At 71.4% G+C, this 17884-nt stretch carries 12 protein-coding genes; 6 read left to right on the top strand and 6 right to left on the bottom strand.

Annotation, left to right across the window (positions count from 1 at the left end; all coding sequences use genetic code 11):
- Nucleotides 1-9: 9 nt before the first annotated feature.
- Nucleotides 10-1359 (bottom strand): M20/M25/M40 family metallo-hydrolase, encoded by a 1350-nt coding sequence (locus ACFV9D_RS18360; protein ID WP_385146684.1) that lies wholly within the window; start codon nucleotides 1357-1359, stop codon nucleotides 10-12.
- Nucleotides 1352-2185 carry a M55 family metallopeptidase gene (locus ACFV9D_RS18365; protein WP_385146686.1) on the bottom strand — a complete coding sequence of 278 codons (834 nt, stop codon included), beginning with the start codon at nucleotides 2183-2185 and terminating at the stop codon, nucleotides 1352-1354. The genes ACFV9D_RS18360 and ACFV9D_RS18365 overlap by 8 nt, the downstream gene beginning before the upstream one ends.
- A 250-nt stretch (nucleotides 2186-2435) precedes the next feature.
- Between ACFV9D_RS18365 and ACFV9D_RS18370 the strand changes: the two genes are divergently transcribed.
- Nucleotides 2436-3515: a hypothetical protein gene (locus tag ACFV9D_RS18370; protein ID WP_385146688.1), complete on the top strand. Its 1080-nt coding sequence runs from the start codon at nucleotides 2436-2438 to the stop codon at nucleotides 3513-3515.
- Between the two features lie 19 nt (nucleotides 3516-3534).
- Here ACFV9D_RS18370 and ACFV9D_RS18375 read toward each other — a convergent pair whose 3' ends face one another.
- Both ACFV9D_RS18375 and ACFV9D_RS18380 read right to left on the bottom strand, forming a co-directional pair.
- Nucleotides 3535-5940, bottom strand: coding sequence for an MFS transporter (locus ACFV9D_RS18375; RefSeq protein ID WP_385146690.1), 2406 nt, complete (start codon nucleotides 5938-5940; stop codon nucleotides 3535-3537).
- Between the two features lie 237 nt (nucleotides 5941-6177).
- Nucleotides 6178-6621 carry an SRPBCC family protein gene (locus ACFV9D_RS18380; RefSeq protein WP_385146692.1) on the bottom strand — a complete coding sequence of 148 codons (444 nt, stop codon included), beginning with the start codon at nucleotides 6619-6621 and terminating at the stop codon, nucleotides 6178-6180.
- A gap of 159 nt (nucleotides 6622-6780) precedes the next feature.
- On the opposite strand from ACFV9D_RS18380, the gene ACFV9D_RS18385 reads away from it, so the two are divergent.
- The 3 genes from ACFV9D_RS18385 to ACFV9D_RS18395 all read left to right on the top strand — a co-directional run bounded on the left by ACFV9D_RS18385 (nucleotide 6781) and on the right by ACFV9D_RS18395 (nucleotide 10006).
- Nucleotides 6781-7812 carry an Rv2578c family radical SAM protein gene (locus tag ACFV9D_RS18385; protein ID WP_385146694.1) on the top strand — a complete coding sequence of 344 codons (1032 nt, stop codon included), beginning with the start codon at nucleotides 6781-6783 and terminating at the stop codon, nucleotides 7810-7812.
- Nucleotides 7813-7895: 83 nt separating this feature from the next.
- Nucleotides 7896-9509, top strand: coding sequence for an alpha/beta hydrolase (locus ACFV9D_RS18390; protein ID WP_385146696.1), 1614 nt, complete (start codon nucleotides 7896-7898; stop codon nucleotides 9507-9509).
- A 47-nt stretch (nucleotides 9510-9556) separates the two neighbouring features.
- Nucleotides 9557-10006 carry a RidA family protein gene (locus ACFV9D_RS18395; protein ID WP_385146698.1) on the top strand — a complete coding sequence of 150 codons (450 nt, stop codon included), beginning with the start codon at nucleotides 9557-9559 and terminating at the stop codon, nucleotides 10004-10006.
- On the opposite strand, the gene ACFV9D_RS18400 is transcribed toward ACFV9D_RS18395, so the two are convergent.
- Together ACFV9D_RS18400 and ACFV9D_RS18405 are read right to left on the bottom strand one after the other, a co-directional pair.
- Nucleotides 9996-13721 carry a choice-of-anchor D domain-containing protein gene (locus ACFV9D_RS18400; protein WP_385146700.1) on the bottom strand — a complete coding sequence of 1242 codons (3726 nt, stop codon included), beginning with the start codon at nucleotides 13719-13721 and terminating at the stop codon, nucleotides 9996-9998. The two genes, ACFV9D_RS18395 and ACFV9D_RS18400, sit on opposite strands and share 11 nt — an antisense overlap.
- Nucleotides 13722-13832: 111 nt before the next feature.
- On the bottom strand, nucleotides 13833-14468 hold the full coding sequence (locus ACFV9D_RS18405; protein ID WP_385146702.1) for a HEAT repeat domain-containing protein: 636 nt from the start codon (nucleotides 14466-14468) through the stop codon (nucleotides 13833-13835).
- A 345-nt stretch (nucleotides 14469-14813) separates the two neighbouring features.
- Between ACFV9D_RS18405 and ACFV9D_RS18410 the strand changes: the two genes are divergently transcribed.
- Together ACFV9D_RS18410 and ACFV9D_RS18415 are read left to right on the top strand one after the other, a co-directional pair.
- Entirely contained in the window at nucleotides 14814-16595 is a 1782-nt protein-coding gene (locus tag ACFV9D_RS18410; protein ID WP_385146704.1) for a 3-hydroxyacyl-CoA dehydrogenase family protein, read from the top strand.
- Between the two features lie 121 nt (nucleotides 16596-16716).
- Nucleotides 16717-17568, top strand: a complete 852-nt coding sequence (locus ACFV9D_RS18415; RefSeq protein WP_385146761.1) for a TetR family transcriptional regulator — start codon at nucleotides 16717-16719, stop codon at nucleotides 17566-17568.
- The last annotated feature ends 316 nt before the right edge of the window (nucleotides 17569-17884 follow it).

The following is a 17884-nucleotide window of genomic DNA, read 5'->3' on the forward strand; positions in this document are numbered from 1 at the left end:
TACGCGGACTTACGCGGACTTCAGGTAATGGTCGAGGACGCGGACGCCGAAGTGCAGGGCGTCGACGGGGACGCGCTCGTCGACGCCGTGGAACAGCGCTCCGTAGTCCAGGTCCGGGGGCAGCTTCAGCGGGGAGAAGCCGTACCCGGTGATGCCGAGCCGGGAGAACTGCTTGGCGTCGGTGCCGCCGGACATGGAGAACGGGACGACATGGCCGTCCGGGGCGAAGTGCTCGACGGCGGCGCGCAGTCGGGCGAAGGTGGGCGAGTCGACGGGGGCCTCCAGCGGGACCTCGCGGTGGTGGAACTCCCAGTCCACGTCCGGCCCGGTGAGCCGGTCCATCGTCTCGGTGAACTCCTCCTCGCCGCCCGGCAGCATCCGGCCGTCGACGTAGGCGACGGCGTGCCCGGGGATGACGTTGACCTTGTAACCGGCGTCCAGCATCGTCGGGTTGGCGCTGTTGCGCACGGTCGGCTCGACCAGCGCGGCGGCGGGTCCGAGCTTCTCCAGGAGCAGGTCGACGTCCAAGTCGTCGGCGTTGACGTCGATCTCGATGCCGTAGAGGGCGGCGAGTTCGGTGAGCGCGGCCCGTACGGTCGGGGCGAGGCGGACGGGCCAGGGGTGGGCGCCGATGCGGGCGACGGCCTCGGCGAGGCGGGTCACGGCGTTGGCGGTGTTGACCTTGGAGCCGTGCCCGGCCTTCCCGTGGGCGGTGAGCTTGACCCAGGCGGTGCCGCGCTCGCCGGCGGCGATCGGGTAGAGCGTCATGCCGGGGGTCGGGTGGAAGCTGAACGCCCCGGATTCGCTGATGCCTTCGGTGCAGCCCTCGAAGAGTCCGGGGTGCTGGTCGGCGAGGAAGCCGGAACCGTCCTCGGCGCTGGCCTCCTCGTCGGCGGTGTAGGCGAGGACGATGTCGCGGCGCGGCCGGATGCCCTGGCGGGCCCAGGAGCGGACGACGGCGAGGACCATCGCGTCCATGTTCTTCATGTCGACGGCGCCGCGTCCCCAGACGACCCCGTCGCGGACCTCGCCGGAGAAGGGGTGGACGGCCCAGTCGGCGGGCTCGGCGGGGACGACGTCGAGGTGGCCGTGGACGAGCAGGGCGTCGGCGGAGGGGTCGGTGCCCTGGATGCGCGCCACCACGTTGGTGCGGCCGGCGGTCCGCTCCAGCAGGGTGGGTTCGAGTCCGGCGGCGGCGAGGCGTTCGGCGACGTACTCGGCGGCGGGTCGCTCGCGGCAGTCCCCGCCGCCCCTGTTCGTGGTGTCGATGCGGATGAGCTCGGAGGTGAAGGTCACCACCTCGTCGAGCGCCGTCTCGTCGAGCGCCGTGGCGTCTGGTCCTTGGCCCGGCTCAGCCATACTGCTCCTCCACCGCTGCGGAGACGATCGTGGTGACCGCCTTGAACGTGCGAATGCCCTCGTACATCGTCCCGCTGGTGTACGCGACCCGGCGCTCGCCACTCCGCGCCACGCCGGGTGCCACCGTGGCGGCGGCCGCCAGATGCTCGGCGTCGAACTCCAGCTCCACCGTGAACGGTCCGCCCCGCACCGGCTCGTGCCGGACGGCGAGGGCGGCCGCGGCCTTCGCCGCGGCCCGGATCTCGCTCGACGTACGCTTCGGGGTCCGGCACACCGCCGCGTACCGGGAGACGTGGTCCTTGACGGCGACCTTGAGCGCCTCGGGTGCGTATCCGAGGGCGTCCTCGCAGGTCAGGTCGTCGCCGGTGACGAGGACGACGGGAACTCCGTACTCCGCCACGACATGGGCGTTGAGCAGCCCCTCGCTCGCCCGCTCGCCGTTCAGCCACACACCGGTGATGGAGTTGGCGAGGTAGGTGTGCGCGAGGACGCCTTCGGCGCCCGCGCCGGTGTGGTAGCCGACGAAGGCGATGCCGTCGACGTCTCCGTGCTGCACCCCCTCCACCATGGAGAGCGACTTGTGGCGCCCGGTGAGCATCTCGGCGCGCTCGTCGAGCTGTTCGAGGAGCAGGTTCCGCATGGTCCAGTGCGCTTCGTTGATCAGCACCTCGTCGGCGCCGCCGTCGAAGAATCCGAGGACCGCCGCGTTGACGTCCGAGGTGAACATCGACCGGCACCGTTCCCACTGGGGCGTCCCGGGCAGCACGTCGGCGGGCCACGTGACGCCGGTGGCGCCTTCCATGTCGGCGCTGATCAGGATCTTCACGAAACCCCTGTCCCCTCACGTGCGGTGACGACCATGCTCCTGCGGCGTCACGTTACGCCCCACCGAACGGCCAGGCCAGAACCCTGGGGAGGTTTAGTGGTCTAGACCTCTGCGAGGGTCCCCCGCGGACTCACGCGAAGCAGGTGGTGGACCGATCGATCCAATATCGAATTCGGGCGATATGCCTTCAACAGGTGCGTATAGGCTGGCCGGTGCAGATTCTCGCCCCCTACCGTCAGGAGACCTCTCGGTGACCACCGCGTTCGCCCCGTCCGAAACCGCCGCCGTCCCCGCCGCGCCGGCCGCCCCCGAAGCCGAGGCGACGGATTTCGTCGTCCAGGACGTGCCGGACGCGATCGTCCGGGACGCCCGGGAATTCGGGGTCTACGCACGCACCGGCGGGTGGGCGTTCGCGCTGAAGGTGGCGCGGAGCGTGCGGCCGGGCGGGCAGGCGGCGGAGGGCTCGGACAAGGTCTCGGCGAAGGCGTTCGCCGAGCTGGCCGAGTGCTCCCCCGAGCGCGTCATGCGGTACTACAAGGCATGGGACATGGCCGCGGACGACGGGCTGGTCCCTCAGTTCGAGGCACTGGTGCCCGGTGCGGACATCGAGCTGCCGGAGGCCGACGTCTGGCTGTCGTACTACTCCTCCCGCTCCAGCGCCTCGTCGGTGCGCGGCCACGCGATCACCGCGGCGGCGGAGGCCGAGGGCATCCGGCCGACGAAGGCGCTGGAGGTCGCGGAGAACCCCACCGCCCTGCGCGCCGCGATCCTCGCCGACCCGGGCACGGCCGAGGCGGCCCGCGGCGCGCTGCTCGACCGGATGAAGGAGGACCCGGCGCTGCAGACCGGGATGGCGCGGGCCATCGCCCGCACCGACGAGCTGAAGAAGGCCGTGGCGGGCGAGGCCAAGGCGGCCGACCGGATCGGCTACGTCCGGCAGATCGTCGAGAAGGGCCAGATCCGCACGCCGGCCGGGCAGACCGTGGAGGCGCCCGCCGCGCTGCGCGCCGAGGCGGAGCGGCACCTCTCCCTCATCGACGAGCTCGACGACTCCGAAGAGGCGGGCGAGTGGGCCGGCGAGGCCTACGACACGGTCAAGGGGCTCGTGGCCCAGGCCGTCGAGGCGGACCCGGCGCTGCGCGTCCAGGAGCGCCGTACGAAGTTCTACAACAGCCTGCAGAAGGCCACGAAGGTCTTCGAGGAGCTGACCCTCGACGAGGTCCTGGAGGAGGACGTCCTCGAGGACGACATGCTCACGCGCCTCGAAGCCCTTCAGGAGGCGATCGGCACCTGCATCAGCGCGCTGCGCAAGGCGACCGCCTCCTCCTGAGCCCACGGACGGCCGGGGGTCAGTCCTCGTGGCCGAGCTGGAGGTCGCGTTCGGTGCGTCCGCCGCCCGCGACCTGGAGGACGGTGGCGACCGGCGGATAGCCCGCCGCGATCACCGTGTACTCCCCCGAGGACAGGTCCACGAAGCGGAACGTGCCGTCGGGTCCCGTCGTCAGGGTGTCGACCACGTTGCCGGCCGCGTCGAGGAGCGTCACGCGCGCGTCCTCGACCGGCTGTCCGCCGCCCGCGCGCACCGTCCCGCGCAGCAGCGCGCCGCCCGCCAGCTCGATGTCCTGGCGCGTCTCGCGGGAGGCCTGCACGCTCACCGGCAGGGCGGCGGGCCGGAAGGCGGGGGCGCTGGCGGCCAGCGTGTACTCGCCCGCCACCAGCTCCGTGATGACGTAGCCGCCCTCGCGCCCGCTGCGGGTCGAGGCGACGACCTCGCCGCGTACGTCGGTGAGGGTGACCGCCGCGTCCCTTACGGGCGTTCCGTCGGCGGTCACGACCGTGCCGGCGAGGCGGCCCGCGCCGCCGAGGACCACGTCGAGCTCGACGGGCCGTTCGCCGACGGTGACGGAGACGGCCTGCGGCTGGTGGCCGCCGGCCGCGGCGATCAGGACGTACGAGCCGGGGCCCGGGACGCTGAGCGCGTACCGCCCGTCCTCGCCGCTGCCGCCGCGGCCGATCTGCTGTCCCTGGACGTCGATGAGGGTGAGAGCGGCGCGCGGGACGCGGCTGCCGTCGTGGTGCTGGACGGTTCCGCAGACCGGGAGCCCGGCGCTGTACGCGGCGGGGGTGGGGGCGGCCGACGCGCGGGCCCGGGGGACGGCGGTGGGGGCCTCGGTGGTGGGGGTGTGGTGGGACACCAGCGGTTTCTCCTTGAGGAAGAAGGCGAGGACGAGGCCGAGCACGAGGACCGGCACCAGGTAGAGGAAGATCCGCGGCATCGCGTCCGCGTAGGCCTGGATGTAGGCGTCCCGCAGGGCGGGCGGCAGGGCGTGCACCGTCTGCGGGGTGATCGATTCGGCAGCGGGCAGCGCGGAGCCCGCCGTACGGGGCAGGGAGTCGGCGAGGGCGTCGTCGAGCCGGGCGGCGAAGAGCGTGCCGAAGACGGCGGCGCCGACGCTGCCGCCGATCTGGCGGAAGTAGTTGTGGGCGCTGGTGGCGGTGCCGAGGTCGGTGGGGCGTACGGAGTTCTGCACGGCGAGGATGAGCACCGGCATGACCAGTCCGATGCCGATGCCGAGCACGGCCTGCCAGACGCTGTGGTGCAGCCGCGGGGTGTCCGTCTCCATCCGGGAGAGCAGCCACATGCCGACGACGGAGACGGCGCCGCCGAGGACCGGGTAGATCTTGTAGTGGCCGGTGCGGGTGATGAGCTGCCCCGAGACGATCGAGGCGAGGACGATCCCGCCCATCAGCGGCAGCATGAGGAGGCCGGATTCGGTGGCGGTGGCGCCCTCGACCATCTGCAGGAAGGTCGGCAGATAGCTGGCGGCGCCGAAGAGCGCGATGCCGACCACCGCGCCGACGAGGCTGGTGACCGTGAACACCGAGTCCCTGAACAGCCGCAGCGGGATGAGCGGTTCGGGCGCGACGTGCTCGACGGCGAGAAAGAGCAGGGTCGTTCCGGCGGCTCCGCAGGCCAGGCCGATGATGACCTCGGAGTCCCAGTCGTACTCGGTTCCGCCCCAACTGGTCAGCAGGACCAGGCAGGTGGAGGCGGCGGCGAGCAGGATCGAGCCGAGGACGTCGAGCCGGGCCCGGGTCCGCGGCTTGGGGAGCTTGAGCACCACGGCGACGACGGCCAGGGTGACGAGCCCGAAGGGGACGTTGAAGTAGAAGCACCAGCGCCAGGAGACGTGGTCGGTGAAGAAGCCGCCGAGCAGCGGGCCCGCGACGGAGGCGAGGCCGAAGGCGGCGCCGATCAGGCCCATGTAGCGGCCGCGTTCCCTGGCCGGGACGATGTCCGCGATGATCGCCTGGACGCCGATCATCAGGCCGCCCGCGCCGACGCCCTGGACGGCCCGGAAGGCGATGAGCTCGTCCATGGACCGTGACCAGCCGGCCAGCGCCGAGCCGATGACGAAGACCACGATGGCGAAGAGGAAGACGCCCTTGCGGCCGAAGAGGTCGCCGAGTTTGCCGTAGATCGGCAGACCGATGGTGGCGGTGAGGAGATAGGCGGTGATCGCCCAGGACATCCGGTCCAGGCCCTGGAGTTCGCCGACGATCTTCGGCAGGGCGGTGGCGACGATCATCTGCTCCAGCGCGGCGAGCAGCAGCGCGAGCATGAGGCCGAAGAAGACGAGGCGGACGCGGCGGGGGTCGAGGGCCGGTTCCGGTTCGGGCGGCGGTTCGTGCCCCGAGGGAGGGTCGCCCGCGGCGAGCGGCAGGTCGTCCTTCACCAGCGTGATCGCACCCACGTGCTGCTCCCCTCGTCACGACGTCAGCGCCGCGTCATTCTTCGCATTGGGCGCGAAGCGGGAGCAAGTCGGGCGGTACGGGAGGTCGGGCGCGTCCCGGGTGGTGAACGGCCCCGTACGGCAGCGCACTTGGGGCGCCCATCAGCGCGTTTACGGGAGGGGTCGCGACCCCCGGGCGCGCGGGGCGCTCTTGCGGGGGTCGCGGGAAAACCACTCGAACCGGTGAGCGCGTGGGCGTTACTTCTCCACCTCGGCGGCCAGGTTGGCCAGGAGGGCGTCGTAGATGCGGCCGAGACCCTTGGGCGCGAAGGTCTTCTCGAAGAAGCCGCCGATGCCTCCGGCGCCGTTCCAGACGGTGGAGACGACGGCCTTGGACTTCCCCTCGCCGGCGGGGGTGACGGTCCAGGTGGTGACCATGGAGGAGTTGCGGTCCTTCTCGACGAGCTGCCCGTCGGTGGGCTCGGTGACCTCCAGGAGGCAGTCGCGGATGCGCTTGCTGGTGGCCTGGAGCTTCCAGTGGACGAGGGTCCCCTCGCCGTCGCCGCCCTCGCGCACCTCGTACTCGCTGTAGTGCTCCGGCAGCAGCTTCGCGCGCGTGCCGCTGTAGTCGGCCAGAGCGTCGAACACCGCCTCCGCGTCCGCCGCGATGATCCGCTCCGTCGTGGCCTCGACCTGCGCCATTGCACTTCCTCCAACACGTGGTTCTTCAGGGGTGTGGGACCAGCCAACCACCTGGGCACGGGCCTCCCAAATCCGGGTTGCAACGATCAAGGGAACATGTGTTCTATTCTCTGCGTACGGCAGAGCCCCCGACAGGGCACCGCGACCGAGGAGGCGTCCATGCGCTGGGACAATCTGGGCGAGAACCCCGCCATCGCCACGGAGACCGCCCTGTTCGGTACGGACGCGGTCACCACCCGCACGTTCGACACGCCCGAGTTCCGCGGGATCACCTTCCACGAGGTGCGGGCCCGCTCGATCGTGAACCGGGTGCCGGGCGCCTCACGGATGCCGTTCGAATGGACGGTCAACCCGTACCGCGGCTGCACGCACGCGTGCGTCTACTGCTTCGCCCGCAAGACCCACAGCTATCTGGACCTGGACACCGGCCTCGGCTTCGACTCCCAGATCGTGGTGAAGATCAACGCACCGGAGCTGCTGCGCCGCCAGCTCGCCTCCCGCCGTTGGCTGGGCGCGCACATCGCGATGGGCACCAATGTCGACTGCTACCAGCGGGCCGAAGGGCGTTACCGCCTGATGCCGGGGATCATCGAGGCCCTGCGCGACCACGCCAACCCCTTCTCCATCCTGACCAAGGGCACGCTGATCCTGCGCGACCTCGACCTGCTGGTCCAGGCGGCGGAGGTGACCGAGGTCGGCATCTCCGTCTCCGTCGGCTTCACCGACCAGGAGCTCTGGCGCACGGTCGAGCCCGGCACGCCCTCCCCACAACGGCGCCTGGACGTCGTACGGACGCTCGGCGAGCACGGCATCGGCTGCGGGGTGCTGATGGCCCCGGTCATCCCCTTCCTCGGCGACCGGCCCGAGCAGCTGCGCGACACGGTGCGCGCCATCGCCGAGGCCGGCGCCACCTCGGTGACCCCGCTCGTCCTGCATCTGCGGCCAGGCGCCCGCGAGTGGTTCTTCACCTGGCTGCGACAGCACCACCCGCAGCTGGTCGGGCGGTACGAGCGGATGTACGCGGACGGCGCCTACGCACCGACCTGGTACCAGCGCCGGATCACCCGTCAGGTGCACGAACTGGCCGCCGAGTTCGGGATCGGACCGGCCCACCGGGGAGCGCCGCGTCGGATACCCGTACCGGAGGAGCCGGCGCTCGTGGGGGCTCCCGAGCAGCTCACCCTCCTCTGACTGATCCACCGACTGATCCCCTGATCGGGTCAACTCTGGGCGGAACAGGTCCTTCCGCATACCGATCGGGGCACGGACGCCGTATGACCACACGCGCAGGAATGCTGATCGCCACTGGGGCACTGGTCGCAGGGACGGTCACCGCCCTGCCCGCGTCCGCGACGCCCCGGCCCGAGCCGACCCCCCGCCCCATCGCGCCGCTCATCTGGAACGACTGTGCCACCAAGGCGTATCCGAAGCTCCAGTGCGCCACGCTCGAGGTGCCGCTGAACCACGACGATCCGGTCGGCCGGTCGATCACACTGGCGCTGACCCGGGTCGCGCACACCGCGAAGGAGTACCAGGGTCCGCTGCTCGTCAACCCGGGCGGGCCGGGCGGCAGCGGACGGACCATGGCCGGGTTCGTGGCCGCCTCCCTGCCCGCGAAGGTGGCGGCGCAGTACGACGTCATCGGCTTCGACCCGCGCGGTGTCGGCAGCAGCGAACCCGCGCTCGACTGCAAGCCGGGCCACTTCGACCCGGTGCGACCGGACTCCGTGCCGCTCGGCGCCGACACCGAGCAGGCGGGCGTCGAGCGGGCCCGGGCCTTCGCGGAGGCCTGCGGGAAGAAGCACGGCGACGTCCTGCCGTACATCGACACCGTGAGCACGGCCCGGGACCTGGACGCGATCCGCGCGGCGCTCGGCGCGCCGCAGCTCAACTACCTGGGGTACTCGTACGGCACCTACCTCGGCGCCGTCTACGCGCGGCTGTACCCGGAGCGGGTGCGCCGGCTCGCCCTGGACTCCGTCGTCAATCCCCAGGGCGTCTGGTACGAGGACAACATCGCTCAGGACTACGCCTTCGACACCCGCCACAAGGACTTCATGGCCTGGGTGGCCCGCCAGAACGCCACGTACAAGCTGGGCACGGACCCGGCGGCGGTCGAGACGGCCTGGTACGGGATGCGGGACGCGCTCGCCAAGACCCCGGCCGGCGGCAAGGTCGGCCCGGGCGAGCTGGAGGACACCTTCCTGCCGGGCGGGTACTACAACGGCTACTGGCCGAGGCTGGCCGAGGCGTTCTCGTCGTACGTCAACAAGAAGGACGCGACCCCGCTGACCCGGGCGTACGAGACATACGGGGCGGCGGACACGGCGGCCGACAACGGCTACTCGGTCTACACGAGCGTGCAGTGCCGGGACGCCAAGTGGCCGCGCGACTGGAACACCTGGCGCACGGACAACTGGAACGTGCACGCCAAGGCGCCCTTCTCCACCTGGAACAACGCCTGGTACAACGCCCCGTGCGCGTTCTGGCCGGTGGACTCGCTCACTCCGCCCGACGTCTCCAACGACGAGCTGCCGCCGGTGCTGATCCTCCAGGCGACGGACGACGCGGCCACGCCGTACGAAGGCGGTGTGGCGCTGCACCGGATGGTGCGCGGCTCCAGCCTGGTGGTCGAGGAGGGCGGCGGGAACCACGGGGTGACGCTGGCGGGCAACGACTGCATGGACGAGCACCTGGCGAGCTACCTCGCCACGGGCACCGTGCCGCGCGGGGACGGGCAGTCGGAGGCGGACGCGGTGTGCGACACGCTCCCGGAGCCGAAGCCGCTGAAGCCCGCCGCGTCCCGCAGCGGAGCCGCACCGGCCGGCACGACCGGAGGCACGACCGGCGGCGCGGTCCTGCACGGCCTCCTCGGCCACGTGCGCTGAGGGACCGCCGCGCGGGACTGTCAGTGGCGTGGGCGAGGATGTCGGGCATGACGACGCACCTCACCCACGTCCCGGCGCCCGACGGGGTCGCCCCCAGCCCCCAGTACAGCCATGTCGTGTGGGGCACCGGCCGGTTCGTCGCGATATCCGGCCAGTGCTCCCTCGACGCCTCGGGGGCGGTGGTCGGGACGGGCGACCCGGGGGCGCAGGCCCGTCAGGTCTTCGCCAATCTGCGCCACTGCCTGGCGGCGGCGGGCGCGGGCTTCGACGACGTGGTGAAGCTGACGTACTTCGTGACCGACGTCGCCCATCTGCCGGCGGTCCGGGCCGCGCGGGACGAGGCGTTCGGCACGGCCCCGCTGCCGGCCAGCTCGGCGGTCCAGGTCGCCGCGCTGGTCCACCCCGAGCTGCTGATCGAGATCGAGGCCTTCGCGCTCGTTGCGGAGGACGCCTCCTGGACGGACCGGTCGGCCGGACCGCCGGTGCTCAATAAGTGACCTTGACGCCGCGGACCGTGTGGTTGTCCGTCCTGGCTCCGGTTGCGCCGCTGAATCCGACAAGCACGTTCTTGGGCAGAGTGACCGCGATGTCGATGACCTGCTTGCCGTCGATGGCGACCAGCAGGTGCCCGGCAGCCGTCACGCTCACGTCGACGACATGCGTTCCGGTGCGCAGGGCCGGGACGGCGGTGGACGTGGCGGCGTACCGAAGCCGGTCGGCTGTACCCCCGGTGGCCACGCCGATGAAGTTGGCCGAGGGATCCGGCACGTTGCGGGAGGTGTCCAGGGTGACGGCAATGCCCGGCAGGCCCGAGTAGCCGAGGCCCCCGCCGCCCGCGCCGAGTGACGTGGGGGTCGCCTTCGTCGCGTCGAGCAGGAGGAAGGCCAACCCGTCGGCGCCCGTGCCGCCGCCGATCGCGGTGGTGAACCTTGCCTTCAGGCGAGCCGACGGTACGGCGGTCGACTGGACCGCGGCCCCCTTGATGTACGTGCGGGGCGTCGTGAGCACCAAGCCGGTGCCGGACATCGCAGCCGAGCCGTTGTAGGTCCAGCCGTTGGGGCCCGGCGGCGGTACCGCGTACGTGGCCGCGCTGATCACCGAGTCCCGGACCGTGTGGATGTCGGTCTTCGCGCCGTTGGCGCCGGTGAAGGCGAGCAGGGCCGTCGGGCGCAGCGAGGGCACCGAGGTGCTGAGCAGCCGGATGCCGTCCATGGACACCGTGATCGTCTGCCCGGTGATGGAGACGGAGACGGAGTGCGGGCCCGAGCGCAGGCTGGGCACGGCGGTGGTGGATGCCGCGTAGGTGAAGGCCGAGCCGCTGGTCACGGTGGCGATGCCGACGAAATTGGAGGACGGATCGCCGACGTTGCGGTACGTGTCGAAGGTGATCGCCACGCCCGACCGGCCCGACCAGCCGAGGCCTCCCCCGGTTCCACCGAGCGCGCTCGGGGTGGTCCGGGCCGGGTCGAGCAGGCTGAAGGTGAGGCCGTCGGCACCGGTGCCGCCGCCGATGACGGTGGTGAACGCCGCCCTCAGGCCGTCGGTGACCACCGGCACGGGAAAGACCGCCGAGCCCGCCGTGCTCCTGGCCGTCTGGGTGAGCTGGAGGTCGTTGCCGGAAAGCCGCGCCGCTCCGTTGAGTTCCCAGCCGCCCGCTCCCGGCTGCGGCACGGTGACTCTGCCGGGCGCGGTCCCGGTGCCGGTGAGCGTCTCGTTCTGCGGTCCTCGGCCGTCGTCGGAGGTGAACTGGTAGGTGCCGGTGACGGTACCGAGGGCGGTCGGGGAGAAGGTGACGGACTGGTACAGCACGTCCTCCGGGCCGATGACCTGACCCTCACTCAACGGACTGGTCACATGGAATGGTGCCGCGGGCGCTTTCGCCTTGGTGATGGTGAGCGGGATGTTACCCGTGTTGCTGATGGCGAAGGTCTTGGTGACCGACTTACCGACCGCGACGTTGCCGAAGTCGGTGGTGGTCGGGGTGATCGTCAGCCGCCCCGTGCCGGTCACCGCCGTCCCCGTGATGTTCACGGTCGCCGTGCCATGCTGCCCGGTCAGCGACAGGGTCCCGGTGTGGTCGCCCGTGGCCGTCGGCGTGTACGTCACCGGGACGGTGACCGATTGCTGGGGTTCGACGACGGTGCCGTCGGCGGGCAGGCCGACGGCGCCGAAGGGGGCGCCCGGGGGACTGCCGGCCGAGATCGTCTCGGGCTCGGTCCCGGTGTTGGTGAAGCTCACGCCCAGGGTCTTGGACGTGCCCGTCGCCACGGTGCCGAAGTCGAGCGCGGACGGGGAGGGCGTGAGCCCGGGTCGGATGCCGTAGCCGCTCAGGCCGAAGCCGAGCGTGCCGGCGTCGGTGGTGAAGGTCAGTACCGAACTGTCCGCCGCGGGCGTGGTCGGCGAGAACGACACCGGCACCGAGTAGCTGTCCCCGGGGTGCAGGGTCACCGGAAGTCCGGTGGGCGCGGCGGAGAACGCGCCGCCCGATGGCGTACTCACCGCCGAGATCGTCACGTCCTGGGTGGCCGTAACCTTCGCAGTGGCCTGGCCGGTGCTGCCCACGGGCACCTCGCCGAAGTCCACCGCGCTGCCGGTCAGCGCGGTGGTGGAGGGACGTCCGAAGGCGAGGACGTGACCGTCCCGGGTGCCGACGTAGACGCGTCCGCCGTCGGTGGCGGGCACGGCGAACTTGGACGCGATGCCGATCGGTGCGGAGAAACGCAGATTCAGGGTGCCCTTGACCGGTACCGCGTCGTACGCCCGGAGCTGACCGTTCGCGCCGTTGGCGCCGTCCGCGTAGATCGCCCAGACGAGGGCGGAGCCCGGCGTGGTGCCGGTGGAGGTCACCACGGGCGAGCCGGAGGTGTAGCCGAAGGTCCCGGTGCTGGTGCCGGTGTTGATCAGGGACGGCTTGCCCGTGCCGGTGACGCCGTACGCGAAGGCCCGCAGCGGACCCCGGCTGCCGATCGTGTACACATAGCCGCCTTCCGCGCCGTAGGCGGCCGGGTGCCCCCAGACGCCCTCGTACGGTCCGAAGGTGCCGAGCACCGCGTCCGTACCCCCGGGGCCCTGGCTGCGGCCGCCGAGGTTGTCCCGGTCGAGGAGGAAGAGACGGCCGTCCTTGCCGATCTGGACCATCAGGTGGGGGTTCTGGGGCGTGCCGAAGACCGGACCGGGCAGGGCCACGGGTCCACCCGAGCCGAGGTCGGTGTCGTGCGTGTCGAGGGTCGGGGCGTTGCTCGGGGCGAAGAAATCCTGGGCGGACATCGTGCCGTCGCTGTTGACGCCGAGCCGGACCACCGACTGGGCCAGCTGGCCCGGCGGCTTCGAACCGGGGCCGGGCGCCGGAGAGATGCCGTTGCCCGTGGTGACGAAGATCCGGCCGGGTCCGTCGGAGACCGGGGCGCCGCCGCTCATCCAGATTCCCGCCATGCCGTTGGCGGAGGAGTCCTCGGAGGCCCAGAGGGTGGTCTTGCGGGTCGTGGTGTCGACTCCGAGGACGTAACCGACGTACGGGCCGACGTCGCAGTGCGAGGCGAAGGTCGCGTAGACCGATCCGCCCATGAGGAGGAGGCCGGGTCGCTGGCCGGCGGTGAAGGCGTTGAACGAGCGGCCCGGATCGTTGACCGGAGAGCCCTGCACCTTCACGGGCCAGCCGGCGCGCTCGACACCCGTGGCCGCGTCCAGGGCGTGGATGTACCAGTTGGGGTGCTTGCTGTCGACACCGTCGTCGATCTTGGAGGTGAGGTAGACGGTCTTGGTGGCCGGGTCGTACACCGGGGTGGCCGTCACCCCGATGTTGGGCACCAGGTCACCGCACCCGATCGCCGAGGCCGGCCAGGGCGCACCCAGATTCTTCGTCCAGTTGATCTTCCCGGTGGCGGAGTCGAGGCCGTACACCTTGGCGTTCTCGGTGGCCGCGATGACCGTGTCACCGACGACCAGCGGCTGCGCGTAGACCTGACCGTCCACGGCGGTGGAGAACTGGAGGCCGAAGTCGGCGCTGGAGACGTCGGCAGGCGCGAGCTTCGGCTCGTTCGGGTCCCAGCCGGTCCGGAGCGTGTCCTCCGAGATCGTCGTGACGTCGGTACGGGCGGCGGGCGCGGCGGCCGCCACGGGCGCGGGCAACGCGCCTCCCGCCCCGAGCAACAGAGAGCCCGTCAGCAGAGCGGCCAGCCGGATGCGTCCTCGTCGACGGTGCGTGCTGGGCATCTCACCCCTCGGTGCGTGCGCGAGGGCGGAGACCGGCTGGTACCGCCGGCGCTCATCCTTGGCGGGGGACGCTCGTTATCAGACGATCTCTGTCAGTATGCCCGGCGTTGTTCACCCCGACAGGCGATCCTTCGGAGCCTCGGGGCAGGGGCTCCGGGGCGCGAGGCGGGCCAGCGCCTCGGCCGCCGCCCGGCCGAGGCGCGGGTGGGGAAGGGCGACTTCGAGGGCGGGCCGGGCGCGGGTGTCGCCGAGTGTGCCGAGCCCTTCGACGCAGGCGAGCCCGACCCGCCAGTGCGGATCGTCGGCCGCCAGGCGCCGTTCGAGGACGGTGACCAGGGCCGGGACGGACTCGGGTGCGCGCAGGTCGGCGAGCAGACGGACCGGCAGCAGGGCGTAGGCGACGCGGAGTTCGTTGGTGGCGAGGGCGGCGGCGGCCCGCGCGGTGCGCGGGTCGCCGAGCCGCATCAGCGCGTAGGCGGCGGAGACGCAGCGTTCCGGGTCGCGGTGGTTGAGGAGGAGGACCAGGGCCTCGAAGGCGCGCGGGTCGCCGGCGAGGCCGAGCCGGAAGGACGCGATCTCGCGGGCCCAGAGCGGACGTTGCGGTTGGGTGAGCACGGTCGCCAGCGATTCCGTGTCGTCGGTGGCGATCAGTCTGTGAAACTCGGCAGTGCCTTCTTCTTCCACGATCTCCACGCCCAAACGATCGATCATCGAGCGGAATTCCGCGTCGTCCGTGGCGATATCCATGACCGTCAGCGTATCCGCGATCCAGATCACAATTTCCGGAGTTCCGAGGACTGGCGCGCTCGTTACTCGCCGGTTAATCTCAGGTGAGCGGGTCACCCCCCGCACCCTCACAACGGCCTGGTGACGCAGCCGTTATGAGTTCGAGTTTGTCGGTTCGGCAGTTTCGACGTGGCTCCGGGACAGAGTCCGTCGCTTTTTCCGCACGATCTCTTCGTGCACGCGATCTCTTCGTGCACGCGATCCCTCCGTGCTCTCGTCGCGAACTCCTCGCGTTTTCCGCTCGCGATCCGTCCGCGCCCCCATTGCCGCCTTCAGTCGTCACTCTTCCCTCCCTGGAGTCCCCTGATGGACACCCCTCTCTCCACCATCGCCGTCATCGGTCTCGGCACCATGGGCACGGGCATCGCCGATGTCCTCGCCCGGGCCGGCCGTGAGGTCATCGGCGTCGACATCAGCGAAGCCGCCGCCACCCAGGCCGTCGCCGCCCTCGAGGCCTCCACCGCACGTGCCGTGGCCCGTGAGCGGATCACGGAGGAGGAGCGGCAGGACGTTCTCGCCCGCTTCCGCACCTTCTCCGACCTCCAGGCGGCGGCGGACGCCGACCTCGTGATCGAGGTCGTCCCCGAGTCGTACGAGGCCAAGCAGGAGGTCTTCCGGGCCCTGGACGCCATCGTCCGGCCCGACGCCATCATCGCCACCGGCACCAACGCGCTCTCCGTGACCCGGCTGGCCGCCGACTCGGCGCACCCCGAGCGCGTGCTCGGCCTGCACTTCTTCACCCCGGTCCAGGCGATGAAGCTGGTGGAGATCGTCTCCTCCGTCCTCACCGCCCCGCAGGCCGTCGAGGCCGTCACCGCCCTCGCCCACGACCTCGGCAAGGAGCCGGTCGCGGTCGGCGACCGTCCCGGCTTCGTCGCGGACGGGCTGCTCTTCGGCTACCTCAACCAGGCCGCCGCGATGTACGAGGCCAAGTACGCCTCCCGCGAGGACATCGACGCCGCGATGCGGCTCGGCTGCGGTCTGCCGATGGGCCCGCTGGCGCTGCTCGACCTGATCGGCGTCGACACCGCCCGTACCGTCCTGGAGGCGATGTACAGCGAGTCGAGGGACCGGCTGCACGCCCCCGCCCCGATCCTCAAGCAGCTCAGCGAGGCCGGTCTGACCGGCCGCAAGTCGGGCCGCGGTTTCTACACCTACGACGCCCCGGGCTCGGCCACCGTGGTCCGTGACGCGCTCACCCCGCTCGAGAGCGCCGCCACCGGCGAGGGCCGCGAGGTCCGCTCGGTCGGCGTCGCCGGCTCCGGCACGATGGCCTCCGGCATCGCCGAGGTCTTCGCCAAGGCCGGATACGAGGTCGTCCTCTCCGCGCGCTCCCAGGAGAAGGCCGACACCGCCAAGGCCCGGATCGCGAAGTCCCTCGCCCGTTCGGTCGACAAGGGCCGGATGACCGGCGAGGCCCGGGACGAGACGCTGGCCCGGATCACCCCGGCCGGCTCGCTCGACGCCTTCGCCGAGGTCGACCTGGCCGTCGAGGCGGTCGCCGAGGATCTGGCGATCAAGCAGGAGCTGTTCGCGCGGCTCGACAAGATCTGCAAGCCGGGCGCGGTGCTCGCCACCACGACCTCCTCGCTGCCGGTCGTCGCCTGCGCCCGCGCCACCTCGCGCCCGCAGGACGTCATCGGGATGCACTTCTTCAACCCGGCGCCCGCGATGAAGCTGGTGGAGATCGTCCGTACGGTCCTGACCGCCGACGACGTCCACGCCACGGTCCGCGAGGTCACCGCGAAGATCCGGAAGCACCCGGTGGACTGCGGCGACCGGGCCGGCTTCATCGTGAACGCGCTGCTCTTCCCGTACCTGAACAACGCGATCAAGATGGTCCAGGAGCACTACGCGACCCTGGACGACATCGACGCTGCCATGAAGCTGGGCGGCGGCTACCCGATGGGTCCGTTCGAGCTGCTCGACGTCGTCGGCCTCGACGTCTCCCTCGCCATCGAGCAGGTGCTGCACCGCGAGTTCCGCGACCCGGGTCTGGCCCCTGCGCCGCTTCTGGAGCACCTGGTGGCCGCCGGCTGCCTGGGCCGCAAGACGGGGCGCGGCTTCCGCGAATATGCCCGACGCTGAGCCCTACGCGGGCTGGGGAGGGTTGCTGAGTCCCGGGGGCGCCTCGGGCACCCCGGGTCCGGCCCCGGGCGACCCTCCCCCACCTGGGCACACTCCCGCGCTGATGCAGTACGTTCAGGACATGTCCAAGGCCGCGAAGTCACCCCGTGCCACGTCCACGTCCGCGCACTCCTCCACCTCCGACAGCACGGAGAGCGCGGCGGGCACCCGCGCGGCCGCGCAGCGGCTGAAGATGCGCCGCGAGCTGGCGGCGGCGGCCATGGAGCTCTTCGCGACCAAGGGGTACGAGGCCACGACGGTCGACGAGATCGCCGCCCAGGCCGGGGTCGCCCGGCGGACCTTCTTCCGCCATTTCCGCTCCAAGGAAGAGGCGATCTTCCCCGACCACGACGACACCCTGGTGCGGGCGGAGGCGGTGCTGAACGCCGCCCCGCCGCACGAGCACCCGCTGGACACGGTCTGCCGGGGCATCAAGGAAGTCATGAAGATGTACGCGGGGTCCCCGGCGGTCTCCGTGGAGCGCTACCGGCTCACCCGTGAGGTACCGACCCTGCGGGAGCGCGAGATCGCCTCGGTGGCCCGCTACGAGCGGCTGTTCACCCGCTATCTGCTGGGCCATTTCGATGAGCGCGACCACCACGACGGCAACGACGACCCGCTGCTGGCCGAGGTTGCCGCGTCGGCGGTCGTCACCGCCCACAACCATGTGCTGCGCCGCTGGCTCCGCGCGGGGGGCCAGGGGGACGTGGAGGCGCAGCTGGACCACGCCTTCGCGATCGTGCGGGAGACCTTCGGTACGGGGATAGGCGCGGGCCGCCCGGGCCCGTCCGCCCCGTCCGTCCAGTCGGCCCCCACCGCTCCGCCCGCCGCGGCCGTCTCGGCCGAGGGCGATGTGGTGATCGCCGTGGCCCGCACGGACGCTCCCCTGGACGAGGTCATGCGGACGATCCAGCAGGCGCTGAAGAAGCACTGACGCGCGTCTCCCACGGCGAAGGCCGCCCCCGCTTCGGGGGCGGCCTTCGCCCCTTTTGTGGGCCTTGTCGATCGATCATCGCTCACATGTGACCGGCAGATTGCATATGAGTGAAATTGTTGGCACGCAGTGCCTTGTCAGGTGACACGCGGTGCCATACGTTGATGTTGTCCGGGCGGCCGGCGCGCAGAGGTCTCCTCGTGCGCCGGCTGTCCCCACAAGCGATCGTGATTGTGCGCCCGGACGCCTGCGTCACAGGCAACTTCAGCGCTCACCAAGCGCGGCCACCGCACCACCCGCCGAACCGACGGCACAC

The organism is Streptomyces sp. NPDC059875 (assembly GCF_042731085.1).
In the GTDB taxonomy this organism is placed as follows: Bacteria; Actinomycetota; Actinomycetes; order Streptomycetales; family Streptomycetaceae; genus Streptomyces.

Bases quoted from the DNA above. Each gene is read 5' to 3' on its own strand.
- ACFV9D_RS18400 (WP_385146700.1), bottom strand. From the start codon at position 13,721: ATGCCCAGCACGCACCGTCGACGAGGACGCATCCGGCTGGCCGCTCTG.
- ACFV9D_RS18405 (WP_385146702.1), bottom strand. From the start codon at position 14,468: ATGGATATCGCCACGGACGACGCGGAATTCCGCTCGATGATCGATCGT.
- ACFV9D_RS18410 (WP_385146704.1), top strand. From the start codon at position 14,814: ATGGACACCCCTCTCTCCACCATCGCCGTCATCGGTCTCGGCACCATG.
- ACFV9D_RS18395 (WP_385146698.1), top strand. From the start codon at position 9,557: ATGACGACGCACCTCACCCACGTCCCGGCGCCCGACGGGGTCGCCCCC.
- ACFV9D_RS18380 (WP_385146692.1), bottom strand. From the start codon at position 6,621: ATGGCGCAGGTCGAGGCCACGACGGAGCGGATCATCGCGGCGGACGCG.
- ACFV9D_RS18415 (WP_385146761.1), top strand. From the start codon at position 16,717: ATGTCCAAGGCCGCGAAGTCACCCCGTGCCACGTCCACGTCCGCGCAC.
- ACFV9D_RS18360 (WP_385146684.1), bottom strand. From the start codon at position 1,359: ATGGCTGAGCCGGGCCAAGGACCAGACGCCACGGCGCTCGACGAGACG.
- ACFV9D_RS18390 (WP_385146696.1), top strand. From the start codon at position 7,896: ATGACCACACGCGCAGGAATGCTGATCGCCACTGGGGCACTGGTCGCA.
- ACFV9D_RS18385 (WP_385146694.1), top strand. From the start codon at position 6,781: ATGCGCTGGGACAATCTGGGCGAGAACCCCGCCATCGCCACGGAGACC.